We start from the raw sequence: 20,931 nt of genomic DNA, 5'->3' as shown, positions 1-20,931 counted from the left end.
GCGCTCGTGAGCCCGCGGCCCCGCATCCTCGTCTCCAACGACGACGGCTATCTCTCCGAGGGCATCCAGGCCCTCGTCGACGCGGTCACTCCGCTCGGCGAGGTCTGGGTCGTCGCGCCCGACCGCGAGCAGAGTGCCGCGAGCCACGCCATCAGCCTCCACCGGCCCCTGCGCATCAAGGAGGTGCGCGAGCGCTGGTACTCGGTGGACGGCACGCCCACCGACTGCGCGTACCTGGCCATCCACCACCTGCTCAAGGACCGCCGGCCCGATCTCATGGTCAGCGGCATCAACCACGGCGCGAACCTCGCCGAGGACGTGACCTACTCGGGCACGGTGGCGGCCGCGATGGAGGGGGCGCTGCTCGGCGTGCCCTCCATCGCCTTCAGCCTGGTGTCACGCGGCCCCTTCGACTTCGGGCCCGCGGCGCGCTTTGCCCGCGCGCTGGTCACGGCGGCGCTCGCCCGCCCGCTGCCGCCCCGCATGCTGCTCAGCGTGAACGTGCCCGGCGGCTGCGAGCCCCAGGGCTACGAGGTGACGCGCCTGGGCCGCCACAGCTACGGCTACGACGTCGTGGAGAACGTGGACCCGCGCGGCCGCAAGTACTACTGGATCGGCGGCACCGACTACACCCACGAGGACATCCCGGGCAGCGACTGCAATGCGGTGCACCTGCACAAGCGCATCGCCATCACCCCGCTGCGCCTGGACCTCACGGATACGCCCCGGGTGAAGGAGCTGGCCTCCTGGGGAATCGAGGGCTTCCGCCGCCACGAACTGGACCCCGCGGCCACGAAGGACGATCCTCCGGCCGTTTGAGTCCCTCGCTTCCACCCCGCGCCGTGCTCACTGCGCTCGCGCTGCTGCTCGCCACCGGCTGTGCCACGCCCCGTGCCGTGGCGCCCCACGCCTCGGCGCTGCCCGAGCGCGCGCCCGCGCCGCGTCCCTCTGCCGCCCAGGCTGCCCTGCGCATCACGCCGCACGAGGAGCCGGAGCTGGTGGCGGTGCGCCATCGCGTGGCGGCCGGGGAGACCGTGTACCGCATCTCGCTGAGCTACGGCCTGCGCCCGGAGGAGTTGATGGCGGCGAACGGCATGAGCGACCCGCGCACGCTCGCCGTGGGCCAGGAGCTGCTCATCCCCGGCGCCCAGAAGGCCGTGCGGGTGGCCGCGGCGCCGGACCGCGACGAGTCCGAGGTGCGCGCCTCCCCCGCGCCGCGCGAGGCGCCCAGCCGGGTGAAGGGGCGCGCCACGCCTGCGAGCCTGAGCGAGCGGCCGAAGGTGGCCACCCAGGGGCTGCTGGAGTGGCCGCTGCGCGGCGTGCTCTACGGCCGCTTCGGCAAGAAGGGGCGCGAGCCGCACGACGGCATCGACCTCGCCGCCCCCGAGGGCACCCCCGTGCGCACCGCACGCCCGGGCCACGTCCTCTACGCCGGAGAGCAGAAGGGCTACGGCAACATCGTCATCGTGGACCACGGCGACAGCCTGGTGACGCTGTACGCGCACAACCAGGACCTGCGGGTGAAGACGGGCCAGCAGGTGCGCGGCGGCCAGGTGGTGGCCACCGTGGGGCAGTCCGGCAAGACCTCGGGGCCCCACCTGCACTTCGAGGTGCGCCGCGACGGGCTGCCCGTGGACCCGCTGGACTTCCTCGGGGCGCTGCCCACGCAGTAGCCTTTGGGGTCCCTGCTCCCCATGCGCCGCCTGCCCCCGCTGACCGCTGCCGCCCTCGCGGCCCTCCTCGCGCTCCTCGGCGCGTGCAACCGCGAGCCCGCCGCGCGCGTCACCCCCGAGCAGTACGTGGAGGGGCTCTACCTGAAGGGCCAGCTCGAGTACCACCAGGGCAAGCTCCCCGAGGCGCTCGCCTCCTTCGAGGAGGTGCGCAGGCTCGCTCCCGCGGACCCGCGGGTGCCCGCGGCCGTGGGCGAGGTGTACCTGGCCATGGGGCGGCTGAAGGACGCGGCCGCCCAGTTCGAGGAGTCGGTGGCCCGCGAGCCCAAGCGCGCCACCAGCTGGGCGCAGCTCGGCTACCTGCGCGCGCAGCTGGGTCAGCCGGACGCGGCCTTCGGTGCGCTGCGCAAGGCCGTGGCGCTCTTTCCCGACGACGACGCCTCGCTCGAGCTGCTCGCCGAGCTGCACCAGAAGAAGGGCGAGTGGGACGCGGCCGTGCGCCACGATGTGCTGGCGGCCGAGTCGGCCGAGCCGGGAAGGCGCGGACAGCTGCTCGTGCGCGCCTCGGAGGTGCTCGCGGGGCAGGGGCGGCAGGCGGAGGCGCGCGCGCTGCTCGAGGAGCACGCGGCGCGCGGGGCTCGAGAGCCCTCGGTGCTCACGGCGCTCGGGGACCTGCAGGTGCGGGACGGCGCGCTGGAAGCCGCGGCCCAGAGCTACACCGAGGCCGCGCGCGCCTCACCCCGCGACCCCACGCTCTGGCAGCTGGTGGGGGAGATCCAGCGCAAGCTGGACCGCCCGGGCGACGCGCTGCTCGCCTTTCGCGAGTCCTTGCGCGTGAAGGAGCGGGTGGGGCCGAACGTGGCCGTGGCGCGCATCTACCTCGCGCGCGGGGAGCGCAAGAGCGCCGAGGACGCGCTGGAGCGCGCGCTCGAGAGCGCCTCGGGACGAGAGACTCCGGGGGAGCTGCGCGAGCTGGCGGAGCTGCTCGCGGACCTGAAGCGCAAGCCGGACGCGCTGCGGCTGCTCGCGCACCTCGCCGCGGAGCCCGACCAGGCGAAGGACGCCGCGCTGCAGCGGCGCACCGCGCGGCTCGCGCGCGAGCTGCGGGACACGAAGACGCTCACCGCCGCCTGCGGGCGCGCGCGCAGCGCCGAGCCGCGCGCGGCGTGCCCCTGAAGCAGTCTAGAGCCGGCCGCTGCCCGGGAACTTGCGGTACACGCCCACCACCAGGCCCAGCAGCATGGTGCTGCGGAAGTCCGAGCGGTTCACGTAGATGGGCTGCATGGTGGCGTTGGCCGGCTGGAAGCGGATGCGGTCGCCCTCCGGATAGTAGCGCTTCACCGTGGCCTCGTCCTCGATGAGCGCCACCACGATGTCGCCCGGCTGCGCCGTGGGGGTCTTCTTCACGAAGAGGTAGTCGCCGTCGAAGATGCCGTCCTCGATCATCGACTGGCCCTTCACCCGCAGGGCGAAGACCTCGCGGCCGCTGCCGCCGAGGAGGAAGCTGTCGATGCGCACCGAGTCCTCGACGTTCTCGGTCGCGAGGAGGGGAGCGCCGGCTGCCACCTTGCCCAGCAGGGGGACGTCCACCATCCCGCTGTCCTTGCGCTGCCCCAGCCCCAGCACCAGGCGCGCGCGCTTGGTAGGGACGAGCGAGCGGCTCTGCTGCTCGCCGCGGTTGAGGTAGCCCTTGCGCTCGAGCGCCTTGAGGTGATCGTTCACCCCGTTCGTCGAGCGGATGTCCATCTCCTCACCGATCTCCCGGATGGTGGGAGGAAAGCCCCGCGCCTCCGTCTCCTTGACGATGAAGGTGAGAATCTCGCGCTGCCGGTCCGTGAGCTCTTCCATCGCCTCTCCCTCTCGAGGCCCGGCGGGTGCGAGCTGCCGGGACGCAACAAAGTTTCAGTGCTCCATGCTCCCTGAACAGACGTTCCGAGTCAATCATTCGCGCACTGCGCGTGAAGCGCGGAACTGGGGGCCGGCACGGCTTTGCGCATACACTGCCGGACTGACGTGTCCGACCCCCGACCGACCCTGCTCTTCGTCGACGACGAAGTGGACGTGCTGGACCTGCTGACGCGGGCGTTCGAGCGCCGCTTCCGGGTGCTGCGGGCGCAGTCCGGCGCCGAGGCGCTGGAGCTCCTGCGCCAGGGGCCGGTGGACGCGCTCATCACCGACCAGAAGATGCCCGGGATGAGCGGCACCCAGCTCGTGGCGGCCGCGCGCGCCGAGGGGATGGACGTCACCACCATCCTGCTCACCGGCTACACGGATCCCGAGGACATCATCGCGGCGATCAACCAGGGCCAGGTGTACCGGTACGTGACCAAGCCCTGGGATCTCACCGACCTGCAGGTCACGGTGAACGGCGCGGTGGAGCTCACCCAGCTGCGCCGCGACCGCGAGCGCCTGCTGCGCAAGCTGCAGCAGCGGGTGGACGCCCTGGGCGTGCTCTACGACGTGAGCCGCCAGAGCGCGCAGGACCCGCCCAGCTACGACGCCATCATCGACCGCGTGCTCAGCGCGGTGGGGCGCGTGCTGCCCTACGACTGCGGCGCCGCGGTGGTCTCGGTGAACGGCGGGCGCTCGGCCACGCTGCGGCTGCGCTGCCGGGGCCTGGTGGGCGAGCGCGCGCTGGTGGGCGTGAAGGACCAGATGATCGCCGCCTACCGCAAGAGCTCCGGCTACCTGCTGCCCGAGGACCGGCTCACGGTGCGCGTGTCCGGCACGGTGACCCAGGAGGTGCAGGCGCAGGTCTCCTTCGCCTCGCAGCTCAGCGTGCCGCTCACCGCGAGCGGGCGCACCGTGGGCACGCTCACGCTCTTCTCCCGCGCGCCCGGCGCCTACGGGGACGAGGACGGGGCGCTGCTGGACGTGCTCGCCAACCAGACCACGGACGCCATCCAGGCGCTGCGGGCCTCCGAGGAGGAGGCCCGGCTGCGCGTGGAGCGGATGGTGGAGTCCATGGCGGACGGCGTCCTGCTCACGGACGAGAAGAACGAGCTCGTGGTGCTCAACCCCGCCGCGCGCAGGCTCTTGCGGTTGGGGGACGACCCCGCCGAGGCCACCGCGCGCCACCTGCAGGAGAAGCTCGGCTTCTATCCCTTCGAGCTGGTGCGCGGCTGGGAGTACGGCGGCGCGCAGGCGCTGGTGGAGGAGCTGCACCTCTTCGATCGCACCGTGCAGTCCACGGTCACGCCGGTGAACGACGCGCGCGGCCAGCTGCGCGGCGTGTGCGTGGTGCTGCGGGACGTGACGGAGCAGAAGCGGCTGGAGGAGCGCAAGGACGCGTTCGTCTCCATGGTGAGCCACGAGCTGCGCACGCCCCTGACCTCCATCTCGGGCGCGCTGGATCTGGTGCTCAACTTCCTCACCGGCGAGCTCAACGAGAAGCAGCACCGCTACCTCTCGATGGCGCGCGAGAGCACGGACCGGCTCAACGCGATCGTGGACGACCTGCTGGACCTCTCCAAGTTCGCGCAGGGCCGCATGCGGATGCGCTTCGAGCTCGGCGCGCTGGACGACCTGGTGCGCCGCGCCGCCGAGCACTACGGGCCCGCCTTCCTGGAGAAGCGCATCCGGGTGACGCTGCAGCTGCCCGCGCAGCCGCTCAAGGCGGTGGCGGACGCGGACCGCCTCACCCAGGTGCTCAACAACCTGCTCACCAACGCGGTGAAGTTCACCCCGCGCGACGGCGACATCCGCCTGGACCTGAGCGCGAGCCCCGAGCTGCCCGGCTGGGTGGTGCTCAGCTGCTGGAACAACGGCGAGCCCATCCCCGAGCGCGACCTGGAGCGCATCTTCGATCGCTTCGAGCAGGCGCACAGCCCGCGCACACGCGCCGTGCGTGGCACCGGCCTGGGGCTCGCCATCAGCCGCAGCATCGTGGAGGCGCACGGCGGGCGCATCTGGGCGGAGCCCTGCGCGGACGGCGCCCACTTCGTCGCGGTGCTCCCGGTGGAGCCGCCCCAGAACGCAGACGAGGCCGCTCGCGTGGACGAGCCCGCCGCCCGGCGCGCGCTCGCGGGGGCCAGCGTGGGCCGCGTGCTGGTGGTGGAGCAGGATGCGGCGCTCGGCTACGGGCTCAAGGCGCTGCTCGCGGCGCGCGGCTTCGAGGTGCGCTTCGCCTCGAGCGCCGAGGAGGCGCTGGCGCTCGCGCGCAGGGATCATCCCCAGGCCATCGTGCTCGGCTCGCAGCTGCCGGACGTGGGCGGGCTGCAGGTGGCGGAGATTTTGCGCCACGATCCGGAGACGCGCGGGGTGCGGCTGCTCGTCCTCAGCCGGGCCGAGGAGCGCGGCCGCGCGTTCAGCGCCGGGGCGGACGCCTTCCTGCTCAAGCCGGTGCAGCCCGGGGCGCTCGAGGCGGCGGTGGAGTCGCTGGTGCGCGGGGCCGGGGCGCGCTCGCACGGGCGGGTGCTGGTCATCGACGACGATCTCAAGATCGCTTCCATCTGCCGCGAGGTGCTGGAGAGCCACGGCTTCGAGGTGGCACTCGCAGGCAGCCTCGCGGACGCGCGCCGCGCGCTGCGCGAGCGCCGCCCGGACCTGCTGGTGCTGGACGTGCAGCTGCCGGACGGCGACGGCTTCGGCTTCCTCGAGGAGCTCAAGGCCGAGCGCGCCGGGAGCCACATCTCGGTCATCTTCGTCTCGGCGCGCACCGAGACGGCCGCCAAGGTGCGCGCGCTGAAGCTGGGCGGGGACGACTACCTCACCAAGCCCTTCGACGCGCTGGAGCTGGGCGCGCGCGTGGAGAGCGTGCTGCGGCGGCGCGAGCAGGAGCTCAACGCCTCGCCCACCACGCAGCTGCCGGGCTCCGGCGCCATCGAGCGCGAGGTGCAGGGGCGGCTGCAGGGGCGCACCCCCTTCGCCTTCTGCTACCTGGACCTGGACAACCTGAAGGCCTTCAACGACTTCTACGGCTTCGCCAAGGCGGACGGGGTGGTGCGCCAGACGGGAGACCTGCTGCGCGAGGTGGTGGCGCAGGAGGGGCTGCCGGGCGACTTCCTGGGCCACGTGGCCGGTGACGACTTCGTGTTCATCACCACGCCGGAGACCGTGGACCGCGTATGCACGCGGCTCATCGAGTCCTTCGACCGCATCATCCCGCTCTACTACGACCGCCAGGACCGCGAGCGCGGCTACATCGAGGGCGAGGACCGCTTCGGCGAGCGCCGGCGCTTCCCCGTGATGAGCGTGTCCATCGTGGCGGTGATGACGGATGGCTCGGGCAGCGTGGACCACGCGGAGCTGGCCCGGCGGGCAGCGGACCTGAAGAAGCGCGCCAAGGCGATTCCCGGCTCGGTGTACCTGCGCAGCGACCGCGACGCGGGCGTGCGCTCGGCGGGATGAGGCTCTACCAGCAGCTGGTGCTCTTCATGCTCGCGGCGACGGTGCTCCCGCTCGCCGTGGTGGGCTTCCTGCTGCTCTCGCGCGCGGAGGCCACCCTCGTCGAGCGCCTGGACGCCGAGCAGCGCGGCCTTGCGCAGGCGGCCGCCGAGGGCGCCTCCGCGGAGCTGCTCGCCACGGTGGACGCGCTCGCGCGCTCCGCGGAGCTCATCGACTGGGAGCACGCGAGCCCGGCGGAGCTGCGCGGCGGGCTCTCGCTGCTCTACGGCCAGTCGCCTGCGGTGAGCGCCGTCCTGCAGGTGGACGCGCAGGGCCTTCCCCTGGGCGAGCCCGTGTTCGAGTCCGACGCGAGCCGCGGCCATCCGGGCTTCGACCCCGCGGCGACGCCCGCGCTCGTGCGCGCGGTGCAGGTGCAGGGCCTGCGGCGCGGCGGCAAGGGCCAGGCGGCGCTGGGCAGCGCGTATGCGCACTCGCGCGGGGCCGGAGCGGCGATCGCGCTCGCGGTGAAGCTGGGGGAGGGGCCCGAGGCCTCCTTCGCGCTCGCGGAGCTGGTGCTCACGCGCGTGGAGGCGCTGCTCGCGCGCAGGGCGGCCGGAGGCCTCGCGCGCGTGGAGCTGGTGGACGGCGGCGGGCGGGTGCTCGCGAGCAGCGTACCGGGGCGCGCGCTGCAGCCGCTCGAGCCCGCGCTGCGCCAGGAGCTGCCCAGCTTCCGCGCGGGCAGCCCGCCGCAGCGCGTGAGCAGCGCGCCCCTGCCCGAGGGGCTGGGCCTGCGCGTGGTGGTCTCGGTCGACGAGGGCGCGGCGCTGGCCCCGGTGCGGACGATGCGGCGCACGGTGTTCGTCTCGGTGGCGGCGGCGCTCGGCGTGCTGCTGGTGCTGGGCGGGCTCTTCACGAGAAGGCTCAATGGCCGGCTCTCGCAGGTGGTGGAGGGGGCCGAGGCCTTCGGGCGCGGCGAGCTCGAGCGCAGGCTGCCGGTGGAGGGCGAGGACGAGCTGAGCGCGCTGGCCACGACGTTCAACCGCATGGGCGAGGAGCTGCAGGCCTCGCGCGCGCGGCTCTTGCGCTGGAACGACGACCTGCGCGTTCGGGTGGACGAGGCCACCGCGGAGCTGCGCGCGGCGCAGGCCGAGCTGGTGGAGGCGCAGAAGCTCGCGGCGATCGGCCAGCTGGGCGCGGGCGTCGCGCACGAGATCAACAACCCGCTCGCCGGCATCCTGGGCAACGCGCAGCTGATGCTCCTGGATCGCAGCGAGCAGGACCCGGACTGGGACTCGCTGCGCAAGATCGAGCAGAGCGCCAAGCGCTGCAAGGAGATCACCCAGAACCTGCTGCGCTTCTCCCAGCAGCGCGCCCGTCCCGAGCTGCGCCCAATGGACCTCAACGCCAGCGTGCGCGACGCGCTGGGCCTCACCGAGCACGAGACCCGCGGAGAGGGCGTGAGCCTGCAGCTGCAGCTCTCGCCCGCCCCGGTGCGCGTGCGCGCGGACCCCGGCCACCTCTCGCAGGTGCTGCTGCACCTGCTCTCCAACGCGCGCACCGCCATGCGCGCGGCGCCCGTGAAGCAGCTCACCCTGCGCACGGGGGAGGCGGACGGGCAGGGCTACGTGGAGGTGGTGGACACGGGCAAGGGCATCGCCCCCGAGCACCTACCGCGCATCTTCGAGCCCTTCTTCACGACGAAGGAGGTCTGGAGCAACGTGGGCCTGGGGCTCTCGGTCGTCTACCGCGTCGTGCAAGAGGCGGGCGGCCGCGTGGAGGTCCAGAGTGAAGTGGGGCACGGGAGCCGCTTCACCGTGCGGCTGCCGCGCGCCTGAGTGCGCTAGGCTCGCGCCCAGGTCCCATGCCCTCCGCCTCCCCGCGCCGCAACCTGCGCTTCATTCTCGGCGTGCTGCTCATCCTCGCGGCGCTGCCCGCGGGCTACCTGCTGCTGCTGCGCGAGCCGCCGCCGCCCGCCGTCGTGCCGCCCGCTGCAGTCGCCCCGCCCCAGGCCGTGGAGCTGCGGATCGGGGAGCTGAGCGGCGCGGTGGAGGTGCGCCGCGGCGGCGCGTGGATGCCTGCTCGCGCGGGCGAGCTCCTGCGGGTGACGGACGCGGTGCGCACCGGCCCCGGGGCCTCCGCGCTGCTCGTGGGCGGCCCCTCGCTCGAGGTGAAGATGACCCCGGGCACCGAGGTCTCGGTGGAGGAGCTCACCGACTCGCTCTCGCGCCTCCTGCTCGGCAACGGCATGGCCACCGCGCGCGTGCGCGGCGGCGCGAAGCAGACCTTCGAGCTCAAGGCCGCGGGCAGCGATGCCGTGGCCCGCACGGACGCGGGCACCTTCGCCATGAGCACCAACGGCCAGGGCACGGTGGCCGTGGGCACCCAGGAGGGCGAGGTTACCTTCGTGGGGCAGGGCAAGGTGGTCATCGTGCGCGCGGGACAGCAGTCCATTGCCCGGCCCGGCCAGGCGCCCTCGGACCCCACGCCGCTGCCCACGAGCCTGCTGCTCAAGGTGCAGTGGCCCGCGGCGGGCGCGCTGCGCCGGCGCACCCTCGTCGTCGCCGGGCAGAGCGAGCCGGGGACGCGGCTCGAGGTGGCCGGCCAGCCCCTCACTCCGGATGCGGACGGGCGCTTCCAGCGCACCGTGGAGCTGAAGGAGGGGACGAACACGCTGCAGGTGCGCGCCGAGGGCGTGGGCGGCGCCGTGCACGAGGAACACCGACAGGTGGTCGTCGATACCACACCGCCGCGGGTGGGGCTCGACCCGGGCCTGTGGAAGTAGCTTCCCTCCGCGGGGATCCCCTACACTCGCTCTGCTTTTTCACGTTGAGAGGGGACACCCCAGATGCGCGCGTCGAAGCCCTGGCCACTGGCGTACCTGCTGGCCCTCGCCCCGGCGCTCGCCTCCGCGCAGGTGTCTCCCGCTCCGTACCCCGCCGGTACTCCGGTGGTGGTGAACGCGGGCCCCGGTGACCAGAAGGAGCCGCACGTGAGCGGCGACACGGTCGCCTACTCGAGCGAGCTCAACGGCGTGGGGGAGATCCGCGTCTTCGACCTCTCCACGCACGTGGACGCGGCCATCCCCAACGGCGGCGCCTTCGACTTCCTCTCGGACGTGAGCGGCGACAGCGTGGTCTTCACCCGCATCGGCGCGGACCGCAGCGCCATCCTGCGCTACGACGTGGCGGCCGGTGGCGCGCCGGTGGAGCTCGCTCCTGCGGCTGGCACCAACCGCCGCGCGGCCTCCGTGGGCGGACGCACCGTGGCGTGGGAGGACTACGGCGCCTGGGGCTCGCAGGGCGTGGCCCCCGAGCTGGTGGTCTACGACCTGGACTCGGGCGTCACCCAGGCGCTGACCTCCGATGCGCTCTCCGACACCGCGCCCGCGGTGAGCCCGGACGGCCGCACCGTGGTGTGGACCAAGTGCGAGGGCGCCCAGGGCCCGTGCAACGTGTGGGAGGCGCAGGCGGGCGCGAGCGGCTTCGTGGCCCACGCGCTGACCTCGGACTCGCACGGCTCCGCGAACCCGGACACCAACGGCACCGTCGTCGTCTACGACAGCGCGCGTCCCGGTGCCGACGGCACGGTGGACCAGGACATCTTCCTGCAGGACGTGGGGGACAGCGCCGAGCGGCGCCTCGTGCTGCCGGGCCAGGACCTGAACCCCAGCGTGAGCGGCCACTTCATCGCCTTCCAGCGCCGCTTCCCGGACGCCGCGGTGCCCAACTCGGACATCGCGCTCTACGACCTCGACACTTCGACCCTCTACCGCCTCACCGACACGCCCGAGGACGAGCAGCTCACCGACATCTGGATCTCCCCGGACGGCAAGCGCGTGAACGTGGTGTGGAGCGTGCGCGAGAACGGGGACGACAACGTGCGCGCGCTCACCTTCCAGGCGACGGCGAACGAGTGCACGCCGCCCGCGCCGCAGACGGCCGCGCAGGTGTGCGCCGCTCCCGGCAAGCACCCGCTGCTCGCCGAGCTGCAGCTGCAGCGCGAGCGCCGCACGCCCTGGGATGCGACGGCGCGCTACAGCGCCACCGGCACCGGCGTGCTCTGCGTGGACAACGGCTTCGGCGGCGCGCGCGCGCTGGGCGGCCTGGTCGCGATGAACGACCGCGTCCTGGTGATGCTCGAGACCTGCAGCCCGGACCAGAAGACGGTGGCGCTCGAGCAGCAGCTCGCGAGCGACGGCTTCGTCTACGCGGCGATCGCGGGGGACTACGGCTCCGCCTTCCGCGTCCGGCTCTACGGCGAGCTGCCCGCGTGCATCCCCAGCCCCGCGGCGCCCCTGCCTGCACAGGGCCAGCGCATCTCCTTCGTGGACGCTGGCAGCGTCGTGGTGATCGTGGTGGACACGGGCCACGGCTGCAGCAGCACGGGGCAGGGGACGGCGCTCGCCGGCCTCGGGCTGCTCGCGCTCGCGGCGCTGCGGCGCCGGCGCGCCCCCGCGCAGGGCTGAAGGCCTTCGCCGGCGCGGGGCTTTTCCGCGCGCTTTCTCGCTCCGCCTCACCCCTGCCGCTAGAGTGAGCCGCTTGCTCCGCCCGCTCACAGCGCTCTGGCTGTTGCTCGTCGCCGCGCCCGCGAGTGCCGAGTCGTACGCGCTGCTCGGCCCCACGGCCGAGGTGCCGCCCGAGGGCTTCGCGGTCGCCGTGGTACGCCGCGACGACGCGGGCGCGCTCGCGCCGCTGCCCTCGGCGCCGAAGCTCAGCGCCCGCGGCGCCGAGCTGCGCCCGGGCCCCTCCCAGCCGCCCCTGTCCACCGTCTGGGTGCTGCCCCAGGCGGGCGCGCGCGTCGTCGAGCTGCGCGCGGAGGTGGCGGGCCACACGCTCACGGGGCGCTACGTGCTGGGGCCGCCGGCGCGCCGCGTGGAGCTCACCCTGCAGCCCCCCGCGCCGGTGAAGGGGCACGACCGCGAGGCCGAGCTCACGGTGCGCCTGCGGCGCGAGGACGGCAGCCCCGACACGAGCGGCGCACCTCCCGTGGTGCGCGCCAACGTGGGCCAGGTGGAGGCGCTCACGCCCGCGGGGCCCGGCCTCTACCGCGCGCGCTACGTGCTGCCCCCCACGCGCTTTCCCGAGGTGGCCATCCTCGTGGCGCTCTCGCCGTGGCCGCACGCGCAGGCCGTGCACGGGGCCTACGGCAGCCTGCGCGTGCCGCTCGCGGCGAGCGTGGAGCTGCCGGGCCGCACCGAGCGCGACGCGAGCATGGCCATCGAGATCGCCGGCGTGCGCTACGGCCCCGTCCGGGCCGACCACGACGGGCGCTTCCGGCTGCCGGTGGTCATCCCGCCCGGCCACCGCTTCGGCCGCGGCCGCGTGGTGGACCCGGTGGGCAACGTGCGCAACCAGGAGGTGGACCTGCTCCTGCCCCCGACGGACGGGCTCGCCTGCGTGCTGCACCCGGGGAAGCTGCCCGCGGACGGCAGCGCCCGCGCGCGGCTCCTGTGCGCGACGAGCGATCCCGAGGGCCGCCCGGTTCGCCACGCGCGCGTGGAGGCGCGCGGAAAGTCGGGGCGCCTGGAGGGGCCCGTGGAGCACGAGGACGGCCTACTCGAGTGGCGCTACGTCGCGCCGCGCGCGTCCCAGGCTCTGCGCGAGGAGCTCTCCGTCGCCTGGCCCCAGCGCGGGGCCGCCTCGCGAGAGCAGCTGGAGCTGCAGCTGGTGCCCGGCGGCACGCCCGTCTCCCTCGCGCTCTCGCTCGGGCCCGAGCCCGTACACCACGGCACGGCCACCGCCGTGCGCGTGGAGGCGCGCGATGCGGCGGGTGCGCCGCGGCCCGGGGCACCGGTGGCCCTCGAGGCCTCGCTCGGCAGCCTCGCCACGCGCTCGCTGCGCACGGACGACGAGGGGACGGCGTGGCAGGTGCCCGAGGCGGGCGAGGAGGCCACGGGCCTGCTCACGGCGCGGGCGCTGGGCGTGCGCGACGCGAGCCCGGCGCGCCTCTGGCTCTGGGCGCAGGGAGGCGAGCTGCGGGTGGGCGTGTCCGAGCTCTCGGGCCTCCCGCTCGCCCAGCAGCCGCTGGTGGTGAACGGAGAGGCGCGAGAGACCGGCGCGGACGGCACGCTCTCGCTGGGCGCCCTGCGCGCGGGCCGCGTGGAGGTGCACCACGCGCAGTGGCCCGGCCTCGCGCGCAGCGTGGAGGTGCTGGGGCCGCAGGGGCCCGTCTTCCCGGAGGACCCTGCGCTCGTGCCCGCGCCCGTACAGCGCGCCGTGCGTCTCGCGCCCGCGACGCCGGTGAACGTGCGCCTCCAGACCGAGCGCCTGCGCGACGGGCGCGTGCGCGTGAGCTACTGGGTGGAGGACGCCCGCGGCCAGCTCCTCGAGGGCCGAAAGGTGCACGTGGCGCTGAGCGAGGGGGAGCCGGGGCCCTCCGAGACGTCGCAGGGCCGCACGCGCTTCACGCTGGAGCGGCCGGCGCACGCGCTCAGCGTCTCCGTCGCGGACGTGGCCACGGGCGTCACCGCGCTCGCGGAGCTGCGGCCTTGAGGCGCCTGCTGCTCGCGGCGCTGCTGCTCGCCTCCCCCGCGCTCGCGCAGGTGGCGGTGACACCTGCTCCGTGGCTCGAGGGCACGGTGGTGGGCCGCGTGTGCGAGGACCAGGACGCGGACGGCCTCTGCGCGCCCGGGGAGCCGGGGCTCGCGCACGTGCGACTGGTGCTCTCGGACGGGCGCGAGGTGCTCACGGACGCGCAGGGCCGCTTCCACTTCGCGGGCCTCGAGGCGCGCCGCCCGGACGACACCCGGGGCCTGCACCTGCGGCCGGGCCGCTACCGCCTCAAGGTGGACGCGCGCACGCTGCCGCCCGGGACGCTGCTGCCGGTGCAGGGCGCGACGGTGGAGCTGCCCTGGGGAGCCCTCGCGCTGCAGGACTTCGCGGTGCGCCGCGAGGCCTCCGGGGCCGCGCCCCTCGCGCTCTCCTACGCGGCCGCGCCGCCCAGCGCGGAGCGCGTGGACGGGGTGGTGCAGTTCCTCGCCGCGGGGCAGGCCGCCCCCGGAGACGCGGTGAGCGTGGCGGGCGTGCCGGCGCAGGTGGACGCGCAGGGCGCCTACCGCGCACTCGTGCCGCTGCAGGAGGGCCCGAACGCGCTCGCCATCCGCGCGCAAGGCGCCGGCGGCTCGTTGCGCCTCTACACCCAGCGCGTGGACGTGGTGGCGCGCGAGGGGGGCTGGCTCGTCGTCCCACGCGCTCCCGAGGCCACCGGCGCGCTGCAATTGCCCGCCACCGGAACGCTGCCCTCCGGGCGCACCGCGCTGCACTTCGTGGGCACACCGGGTACGCGCGTGCGCGCAGGGGAGGCCGGGACCGAGGCCATCGTGGGCCCTGAAGGCAGCGCCGACGTGCCGCTCACCCTGCGCGATGGCGCCAACACGGTGCTGCTGCAGCTCAGCGCCCCCGCAGGCCCCCCGCGCACCGAGCGCCTGCAGCTGCAGGCCGCCCCGCGCGCCTTCGCGGTGGGCCTGCTGGATGTGGAGGGCAGCTACGCGCCGAAGAGTGGCGCCCTGCGGCTGGTGGGGCGCGGCGCCGCGCACGGGGAGCTGCAGCTGGGGCAGCTCTCGCTGATGGGAGAGCTCAACCTGCAGGACACCGACCGCGAGGCGGGCTTCGAGGGCTGGCGCTCCCCGCGGCGCGTGGAGCGCTTCGAGCGCGCGCCGGACCCGGACCTCGCGCCGGCGGAGTGGGGCGACACCTCCACCGGCCTCGCCGCGAACCCCGCCGAGGCCGGCCTGCGCCTCGAGGCGCGCCACCCCCTGCTGGGCCGCGCGGGCTTCGGCACCTACCGGGCGTGGCTGGGAGACCGCGAGCTGGGGCGCTACCACCGCCCCCTCTTCGGCCCCTACGCCGAGCTGCAGGCGCCGGTGGGCGCGGTGCGCGTGGGCTTGGACGCCTTCGCGGGCGGGCTCCACGATCCCACCCGGGGCCTCTCCGCCTCGCCCGCACACGCGGAGCTGCGGGCCACCGGCGGCAGCCTCTACTACCTGGGCACCGGCAGCGTCGCCGAGGGCTCCGAGGTGCTTCGGGTAGAGCTGCGCGACGGCGTCACCGGCTTGCCGCTCGCTGAGCGCCACCTCGTGCGCGGCCGCGACTACGACGTGGACTACCTCTCGGGCCGCGTGCTGCTCGCCGAGCCGCTCTCCTTCGTGGGAGGCACGGCGTGGCTCACCACGGATCCGCTCACCGCGGCGCCCGAGCCGGTGCTGGTGGCTGACTTCGCGGCGCTGCACCTCGGAGAAGACCGCGGCGGTGGCGGCGCGGAGGCGTGGGCCGAGCTGGGCCCCGCGCGCCTCAGCGTGTCCGCGCTGCAGGAGGGGCAGGGCGAAGGGCACTACGCGCTGCTGGGCGCAACCGCGCAGACGCAGTGGCAGGGCTACACGCTGCTCGCCGAGGCCGCGCGCAGCCGCGGACGCGCCGTGGCGGAAGAGCGCTTCGGGCTCTCGGACGACGGCGGCCTCAGCTTCCTGCGCCCGGCGCCTCTGACCTCTCCCGGCGGCGATGCGCTGGGCCTGCGCCTGCGGGGCCCGGGCGTGGGCGGGGGCGGGCGGCTGGAGGCCGCTGCGCGCGTGCGCTCCGCGGGCTTCTCGGACGATGCGCACGCGGACGCGGTGCGCGCGCGCCAGCTCTCGCTCAACCTCGAGCAGCCGCTGGGGCCTTTCACCCTCACGCTGCTCGGAGATGCGCGCAGTGGGGCGGACCCGCGCCTGCCCTTCGGCGAGGCGCCGCTGCGCGCACGCACGCTGGGCGCGGGGCTGGGCTACGAGCAAGGGTCCTGGGGTGTGCGTGCGGAAGTGCGCGACAGTGAGCTCGAGGCGAGCGAGGTGGCGGGGGAGCGCGAGCTGCTCGAGGGGGGCAGGACCTCCGCGGGCGTGAATGCGCACCTGCGGGTGCACGAGGGCGTGGTGCTCTCCGCGGGCCACCGCCAGTCGCTCGTGCAGCGCGGCGAAGGGCCGGGCCGGCTGGACGACACCTTCACCTCCGCGGGCGTGGACCTCTCGCTCGGAGAGGCGCGCCACGTGGGCGTGCGCGGCGGATGGGGGCCGGAGCTGGGGCCGCTCGTCTGGGCGGAGGGCAGCGTGCGCCGCGGCCAGGATACGTACTACGGCGGCTACAGCGTGGACGTGGACGGGCCGGACGTGGGCGCGGCGCGCGCGGTGTCCGGCGCGAGCACCGACGTGGCCGCGGGCACGCGCCTCTACGTGGAGGACGTGAGCGCCCACGACGCGAACGCGGTGCGGCTCGCGCGGGCGGTGGGCTTCGAGCAGCTGGTGACGGGCGCGCTGCGCGTCGGTGCCCGCTACGAGCGCGGCGTGCGCAGCCCGCTGGACCTGCCCAGCAACCTCACGCGCGACGTGGGGGCGCTCTCGGTGCAGTGGGTGCTCGAGCGGCTGCGGCTGCAGGCGCGCGCGGAGCTGCGCGACGAGCACGGTGCGAGCGACCGTGCACCCTCGCTGCCCGTGGACCGGCGGCAGGCGGTGGTGGGACTCGCAGCGGACCTCACCCTGCGCCGCGACCTGTCGGCCTCGGGGCGGCTGGACGTGGGACACACGGTGGGGCAGGGCGCGCTCGAGGCGCGCTTCGTCGAGGGCTACGCCGCGCTCGCGTGGCGCCCCGGCCCGCTCGCGCTGGTGGGGCGCTATGCCCTCACGCGCGAGCTCTCCCCGGGCGAGGGCTCGGTGCTCGGCGAGCGCGCGCTGCAGGTGTTCTCGCTGCTGCCCGCGCTGCAGCTGGGCGGGCGCGTGGGGCTCGCGGGCGGCGCGCACCTGGGGCGCTCGGGGCTGGGCGGGAGCGCGCTGTGGGTGTTCACCGGCTCGGTGCGCCCGAGCGTGCGGGTGGTGGGGGGGTTGGAGGTGGCGGCGGAGCTGCTGCGCCGCAGCGTGGCGCAGGACGGCGACTCGCTCCATGCGGTGCGCGCGGAGCTCGCGTACCGCTTCGACGAGCGGCTGCGGCTCGCCGCGGGCTACGGCGTGCTGGGCTTTCGCGGCCTCGGCATGAGCCCCACGCCGGACGAGGGCCGCGTGTACCTGCGGGCGGAAGCGGCCTACTAGGAGCGAGCATGCGCGCACTACTCCTCAGCCTCCTGTTGCTCGCGGCTGGCACGGCCCACGCGGACTGGCGCGCGCTCGCGGTGGCGGGAACGCCCACGGACGTGGAGGTGTGGCGGCCCGGTGTCTTCTCCGTCTCCACCACCTCGCAGGCGGTGCTGGTGGTGAACGGCGCGGTGACGCAGACGGTGGCGGGCGAGTCGCTCGGCACGCTGCTCACGCCGGACGGCTGCCTCCTCTCGCTGCAGCGCAACGGCAGCTTCGTCTCCGCCTCCACCTGCCCGCACCCCGCGGACAACCCCTTCGGCACCTCGGGCCTCAACATCGTGAGCTACGCGCGCACGGCGGGCGGCGCCGCGTTCACCTACGGGGAGCTGGGGAGCGACCAGCGCTTCGCGTACACGCCCTCGGCCGCGGACGCGGGCCTCTGGACGCCGCTGCTCAACGACGGGGCGCGAAAGGCCACGCGCGTGGCGGACGCGGCGCGGGTGGCGGGGGTGGACCACGCCCTCTTCGGGCTGCTCGGCGGCACCGGCACCGAGCTGTTCTGGTACGCGGGGGCCACGTCGCCCCGGGTGGTGTCGCTGGACGCGGGGGTGGCCCTGCTCGAGGCCGAGCTGTTCCCGCTCGAGGGCGCAGCACCGGGCGTCCTGCTCGGCGCGCAGGGCGGGCTGTACCGCGGCGTGCTGGGCGCGGGCGCCTTCGAGCCGGTGCCGCTGCCCCCGGGCGTCACCGACGTGACGGGCGTGGTGCTCACGCCGGACGCGGGCACCGCGCTCGGGGACGGCTTCGGGCTCGCGGCGGCGCGCCTCGCCGACGGGGGGCACGCCGTGCTCAACGCCGTGCCGGTGACGCGCGGCGCGGACGTGGGCCGCAGCTGGCGCCTCAACTCGAGCTTCCCCGGGCCCACCGTGCCTGCGGGTATGGCCACCGCGGACCTGGAGCGCGTGCGCTGCGTGGACGCGAGCTTCTGCGTGCTCACGGTGCGCAGCAGCACCGGCAACAACCTGCTCGTCTACAGCAATGCCGCTGCACCTTCCTTCGGTGCGCCCGCGCCCCTCACGCTCGACGAGGGCGAGCAGCGCGTGCTCGACCTGCCGGCGGTGGACCCGGATGGCGACGCGCTGCACCTGGAGGCGGCGCTCGCGGATGGCGGCACGGCGGCGCTCGGGCTGGACGTGGCGGAGGTGGACGGCGGCCTGCAGCTGACGGTGCGCGCCGGCGCCGTGTGCGCTGCGGCGAGCGGCAGCGTGGAGCTGCGCGCCGCGGACGGGCTCGCCGCGCACGACGTGCTCACGCGCCTGGGCGTGAGCGTGCGCGACACGCAGCCGGACCCGCGCGTGGTGCTCACGCCCGTGGATGCGACGGGGCTGCAGGTGCGCTGCGGCGAGGGCGCGAGCGGGCGGCTCGTGCAGCCCCTGCCCACGGGGCTGTGCGCGGACGTGGCGGTGGGCTGGACGCAGCTGTCGGGGCCGCAGCTCGAGAGCCCCCAGCTGAGCGGCGCGCAGGTGGAGGTGCGCACCGTGGAGAAGGGGCTGGACGCGCTGCTGGGCGAGACGCTGGTGCTGCAGGTGAGCGCGGACGCGGGCAGCGGCAACGCAGCCTCGCAGGTGCAGTCGCTCACCCTGAGTGCCGAGCCCTTCGTCGCCCTTCGCCACCGCACCGAGCGCCCCCTCACCGTGGAGGGGGAGACGGTCGGCGTCTTCGTGGACCTGGACAACCCCACCGCCTGTGCGCTCTCGGACGTGCGGGTGGAGGAGCAGCTGGAGGGGCTCGACTATGTGCCGGGCTCCGCGCGCTTCGAGGGCGCGCCGGTGGACGCGCAGGTGCAGGACGGACGCCTCGTGGTGACGGGGCTTCCGCTCGCGGCGGGCGCTCGCGCGACCCTGGGCTTCAGCGTGCGCACGCGGCTGCTCGGCGAGGGGCGCGTGAAGGGCGAGGCCTTCCGCCGCAGCGTGCGCATCAGCGAGGCCGCGGCGCCTTCGCCGGAGCCGCAGTCCTGTGGCTGCGGCGGTGCACCGGCGGGCGCGAGCGCAGTGTCGCTGCTCGCGCTCGCAGGGCTGCTGCGGCGGCTGGCCCGGGTCCGGGGCTAGAGCCCGAAGGTGATCCGCCGCCGGGCGGCGTCCCCGCTGCGCTCCTCCACCAGCCCCAGCAGCTCGAAGGCCCGCAGCGTCCCGAGCGCCTCTCGCTCCGGGAGGTCCGTGAGCGTGAGCAGGTCCTCGACGGTCTTGCTCCCGTCCGCGTACGCGAGCAGCAGCGCCTGGCCGCCGCTGAGCGAGAACTCGTTGAGGCCGTAGGGAGGGTCCGTGCGGGGGAAGAGCTTGCGTCCGGCGCGCATGTGCTGGCGCAGCTGCACGAGCGACTCGGTGCGCAGCACGCCCTCGAGGATGAGGTCTCCCGGGAACACCGAGAGGCGCACCAGGTCCGAGCGCTGCGGGCGCTGGGGGCTGAAGCCGTAGGAGCCGCTGGTCCAGGCGAAGGTGGCCCAGAGGATCTCCTTCACCTGCTGCTCGAGCAGCTCGCGCCGCTGCTCCTCGCGGAGGAGCCCGAGCCGCACCATGGCCTCGCCGGTGCGCACGTTCTGCTCCTGGCACAGCGCCGCCACCTGCTGCAGGTCCGTCTCGGTGAGCACGCCGCGGCGCACGCAGAAGCGCCCGAAGCGCTCCTGCGCGAGGTTCGAGGCGGCGTACACCGGGCGTCCCGCCTCGAAGTACACGACCTTGAGCACCTGGCCCTGGCGCAGCTTCAGCTCTCCGCCGTGCCGCGCCTCGTAGTACGCGTTGAGCAGCCGGGGCACGGCGGTGGTGGCGAGGTCTCCGGCCAGCTGCCAGTCGGGAAGGGCGGGGCGTGCTGCTGCCGCGGCCGGGGCGCTGCCGCCCTTGGCCCACACCCGCTCGCGCTCGGCGAAGGGCAGGGGCAGCGCGGCGGGGGCAGGAGCCGCAGGGGGCAGCGCGGGCTCCGGGGCCTTCGCGGGCGGGCTCGGCTGCGGGGGCGGAGCCGGCGCTCGCGGCTCGGGGGCCACGTCCGACTCCTCGAGCGGCAGCAGCTCCTCCAGCTCGGCGGCCGGCTCGGGTCCCTCGGGCGGGGGCACCGCGGTGCCCACCAGGCGCTCGAGCGACTCGAGGAGGGCGGAGAGCTCGAAGGGCTTCTCGAAGAAGGCGCGCGCGCCGTGCACCTCCACGGCCTCGCGCGCGAAGCGGTCCCCCTTGTACACGCCGCTGATGGCGACCGCGGGCAGCCCCAGCAGCCGCAGCTCGGCGAGCACCTCGCCGCCGCGCATGTCCGGCAGGAGCAGGTCCACCACGGCTGCGTCGAAGCCGCGCTCGCGCGCCGCGGCGAGCCCCTCCTCGCCCGAGTGCACGGCGTGGGCCGCATGGCCCCGGGCGCCGGCCGCAGCGGCCATCAGCGAGGCGAGCTCGTGGTTGTCCTCGACGAAGAGCAGTCGCGCCATGGGGGGGCGCAGCGTAGCATCCGCGCATGACGGACGTTCAGGGCTTTCACCATGTCGCCCTCCAGGTGCACGACCTGGAGCGCACCGCCGCCTTCTACCGGGACCTGCTCGGCTTCCCCGAGCTGCAGCGCCACCTGCACCCGGACGGCTCGCTGCGCAGCATCTGGGTGGGGGTGCCCGGGGGCGGCTTCCTCGCGATCGAGGCGGCCTCCCACCCGCCCCCCCGGGAGCTGCTCGAGGAGCCCTTCCGCCACGGCCGCCCGGGCCTCCTGCTGCTCGCCTTCCGCATCCCCCGCGCCGCGCGCGAGGGCGCGCTCGCGGCCTTCGCCCGGGCGGGCGTCCCGCTCGAGCACCAGACGCGCTGGAGCCTCTACGTGCGCGACCCCGAGGGCAACCGCATCGCGCTCAGCCACCACCCGGAGGACTGAGGGCCGCCTTGCCGG

At 75.1% G+C, this 20,931-nt stretch carries 13 protein-coding genes; 11 read left to right on the top strand and 2 right to left on the bottom strand.

The window, feature by feature from the left end; all coding sequences use genetic code 11:
• Positions 1-6: 6 nt before the first annotated feature.
• Genes surE through FGE12_RS17675 form a run of 3 tightly spaced genes read left to right on the top strand, consistent with a single transcriptional unit; the run spans position 7 to position 2,846 of the window.
• Positions 7-819 carry a 5'/3'-nucleotidase SurE gene (gene surE, locus FGE12_RS17685; RefSeq protein WP_194797986.1) on the top strand — a complete coding sequence of 271 codons (813 nt, stop codon included), beginning with the start codon at positions 7-9 and terminating at the stop codon, positions 817-819.
• Positions 820-842: 23 nt separating this feature from the next.
• Positions 843-1,673 carry a M23 family metallopeptidase gene (locus FGE12_RS17680; protein ID WP_194797985.1) on the top strand — a complete coding sequence of 277 codons (831 nt, stop codon included), beginning with the start codon at positions 843-845 and terminating at the stop codon, positions 1,671-1,673.
• Between the two features lie 21 nt (positions 1,674-1,694).
• Positions 1,695-2,846, top strand: a complete 1,152-nt coding sequence (locus FGE12_RS17675; protein WP_153867637.1) for a lipopolysaccharide assembly protein LapB — start codon at positions 1,695-1,697, stop codon at positions 2,844-2,846.
• A 6-nt stretch (positions 2,847-2,852) separates the two neighbouring features.
• Here the strand turns inward: FGE12_RS17675 and lexA are convergent, their stop codons facing one another.
• The gene (lexA, locus tag FGE12_RS17670; RefSeq protein WP_153867636.1) at positions 2,853-3,518 is read right to left on the bottom strand and encodes a transcriptional repressor LexA; all 666 of its coding nucleotides are present in this window, start codon (positions 3,516-3,518) and stop codon (positions 2,853-2,855) included.
• A 165-nt stretch (positions 3,519-3,683) separates the two neighbouring features.
• Between lexA and FGE12_RS17665 the strand changes: the two genes are divergently transcribed.
• The 7 genes from FGE12_RS17665 (at position 3,684) to FGE12_RS17635 (ending at position 19,130) form a co-directional block, all read left to right on the top strand.
• Entirely contained in the window at positions 3,684-7,019 is a 3,336-nt protein-coding gene (locus FGE12_RS17665; protein ID WP_194797984.1) for a response regulator, read from the top strand.
• Complete coding sequence (locus FGE12_RS17660) at positions 7,016-8,830, top strand: ATP-binding protein (RefSeq protein WP_153867634.1); 1,815 nt, start codon at positions 7,016-7,018, stop codon at positions 8,828-8,830. The genes FGE12_RS17665 and FGE12_RS17660 overlap by 4 nt, the downstream gene beginning before the upstream one ends.
• Positions 8,831-8,856: 26 nt before the next feature.
• On the top strand, positions 8,857-9,777 hold the full coding sequence (locus tag FGE12_RS17655; protein WP_153867633.1) for a FecR domain-containing protein: 921 nt from the start codon (positions 8,857-8,859) through the stop codon (positions 9,775-9,777).
• A 63-nt stretch (positions 9,778-9,840) separates the two neighbouring features.
• Positions 9,841-11,460: a TolB family protein gene (locus FGE12_RS17650; RefSeq protein WP_153867697.1), complete on the top strand. Its 1,620-nt coding sequence runs from the start codon at positions 9,841-9,843 to the stop codon at positions 11,458-11,460.
• A gap of 73 nt (positions 11,461-11,533) precedes the next feature.
• The gene (locus FGE12_RS17645; protein WP_228530871.1) at positions 11,534-13,486 is read left to right on the top strand and encodes an Ig-like domain-containing protein; all 1,953 of its coding nucleotides are present in this window, start codon (positions 11,534-11,536) and stop codon (positions 13,484-13,486) included.
• Positions 13,483-17,040, top strand: coding sequence for a flagellar motor protein (locus FGE12_RS17640; RefSeq protein WP_153867632.1), 3,558 nt, complete (start codon positions 13,483-13,485; stop codon positions 17,038-17,040). The genes FGE12_RS17645 and FGE12_RS17640 overlap by 4 nt, the downstream gene beginning before the upstream one ends.
• An 8-nt stretch (positions 17,041-17,048) precedes the next feature.
• Entirely contained in the window at positions 17,049-19,130 is a 2,082-nt protein-coding gene (locus tag FGE12_RS17635; protein ID WP_153867631.1) for a hypothetical protein, read from the top strand.
• Here FGE12_RS17635 and FGE12_RS17630 read toward each other — a convergent pair.
• On the bottom strand, positions 19,127-20,488 hold the full coding sequence (locus FGE12_RS17630) for a response regulator (RefSeq protein WP_153867630.1): 1,362 nt from the start codon (positions 20,486-20,488) through the stop codon (positions 19,127-19,129). The genes FGE12_RS17635 and FGE12_RS17630 overlap by 4 nt on opposite strands.
• A gap of 26 nt (positions 20,489-20,514) precedes the next feature.
• Between FGE12_RS17630 and FGE12_RS17625 the strand changes: the two genes are divergently transcribed.
• Positions 20,515-20,916, top strand: a complete 402-nt coding sequence (locus tag FGE12_RS17625; RefSeq protein WP_153867629.1) for a VOC family protein — start codon at positions 20,515-20,517, stop codon at positions 20,914-20,916.
• Positions 20,917-20,931: the final 15 nt, after the last annotated feature.

The sequence above is a fragment of the Aggregicoccus sp. 17bor-14 genome (assembly GCF_009659535.1).
In the GTDB taxonomy this organism is placed as follows: Bacteria; Myxococcota; Myxococcia; order Myxococcales; family Myxococcaceae; genus Aggregicoccus.
Note: the sequence above shows the minus strand (reverse complement) of the source record. Positions and strands in the feature narration are given on the sequence as shown.

What these genes read in the sequence shown, in the direction of transcription:
- FGE12_RS17630 (WP_153867630.1), bottom strand. Translation starts at nt 20,488, where the DNA reads ATGGCGCGACTGCTCTTCGTCGAGGACAACCACGAGCTCGCCTCGCTG.
- FGE12_RS17660 (WP_153867634.1), top strand. Translation starts at nt 7,016, where the DNA reads ATGAGGCTCTACCAGCAGCTGGTGCTCTTCATGCTCGCGGCGACGGTG.
- FGE12_RS17635 (WP_153867631.1), top strand. Translation starts at nt 17,049, where the DNA reads ATGCGCGCACTACTCCTCAGCCTCCTGTTGCTCGCGGCTGGCACGGCC.
- FGE12_RS17650 (WP_153867697.1), top strand. Translation starts at nt 9,841, where the DNA reads ATGCGCGCGTCGAAGCCCTGGCCACTGGCGTACCTGCTGGCCCTCGCC.
- FGE12_RS17655 (WP_153867633.1), top strand. Translation starts at nt 8,857, where the DNA reads ATGCCCTCCGCCTCCCCGCGCCGCAACCTGCGCTTCATTCTCGGCGTG.
- lexA (WP_153867636.1), bottom strand. Translation starts at nt 3,518, where the DNA reads ATGGAAGAGCTCACGGACCGGCAGCGCGAGATTCTCACCTTCATCGTC.
- FGE12_RS17625 (WP_153867629.1), top strand. Translation starts at nt 20,515, where the DNA reads ATGACGGACGTTCAGGGCTTTCACCATGTCGCCCTCCAGGTGCACGAC.
- FGE12_RS17675 (WP_153867637.1), top strand. Translation starts at nt 1,695, where the DNA reads ATGCGCCGCCTGCCCCCGCTGACCGCTGCCGCCCTCGCGGCCCTCCTC.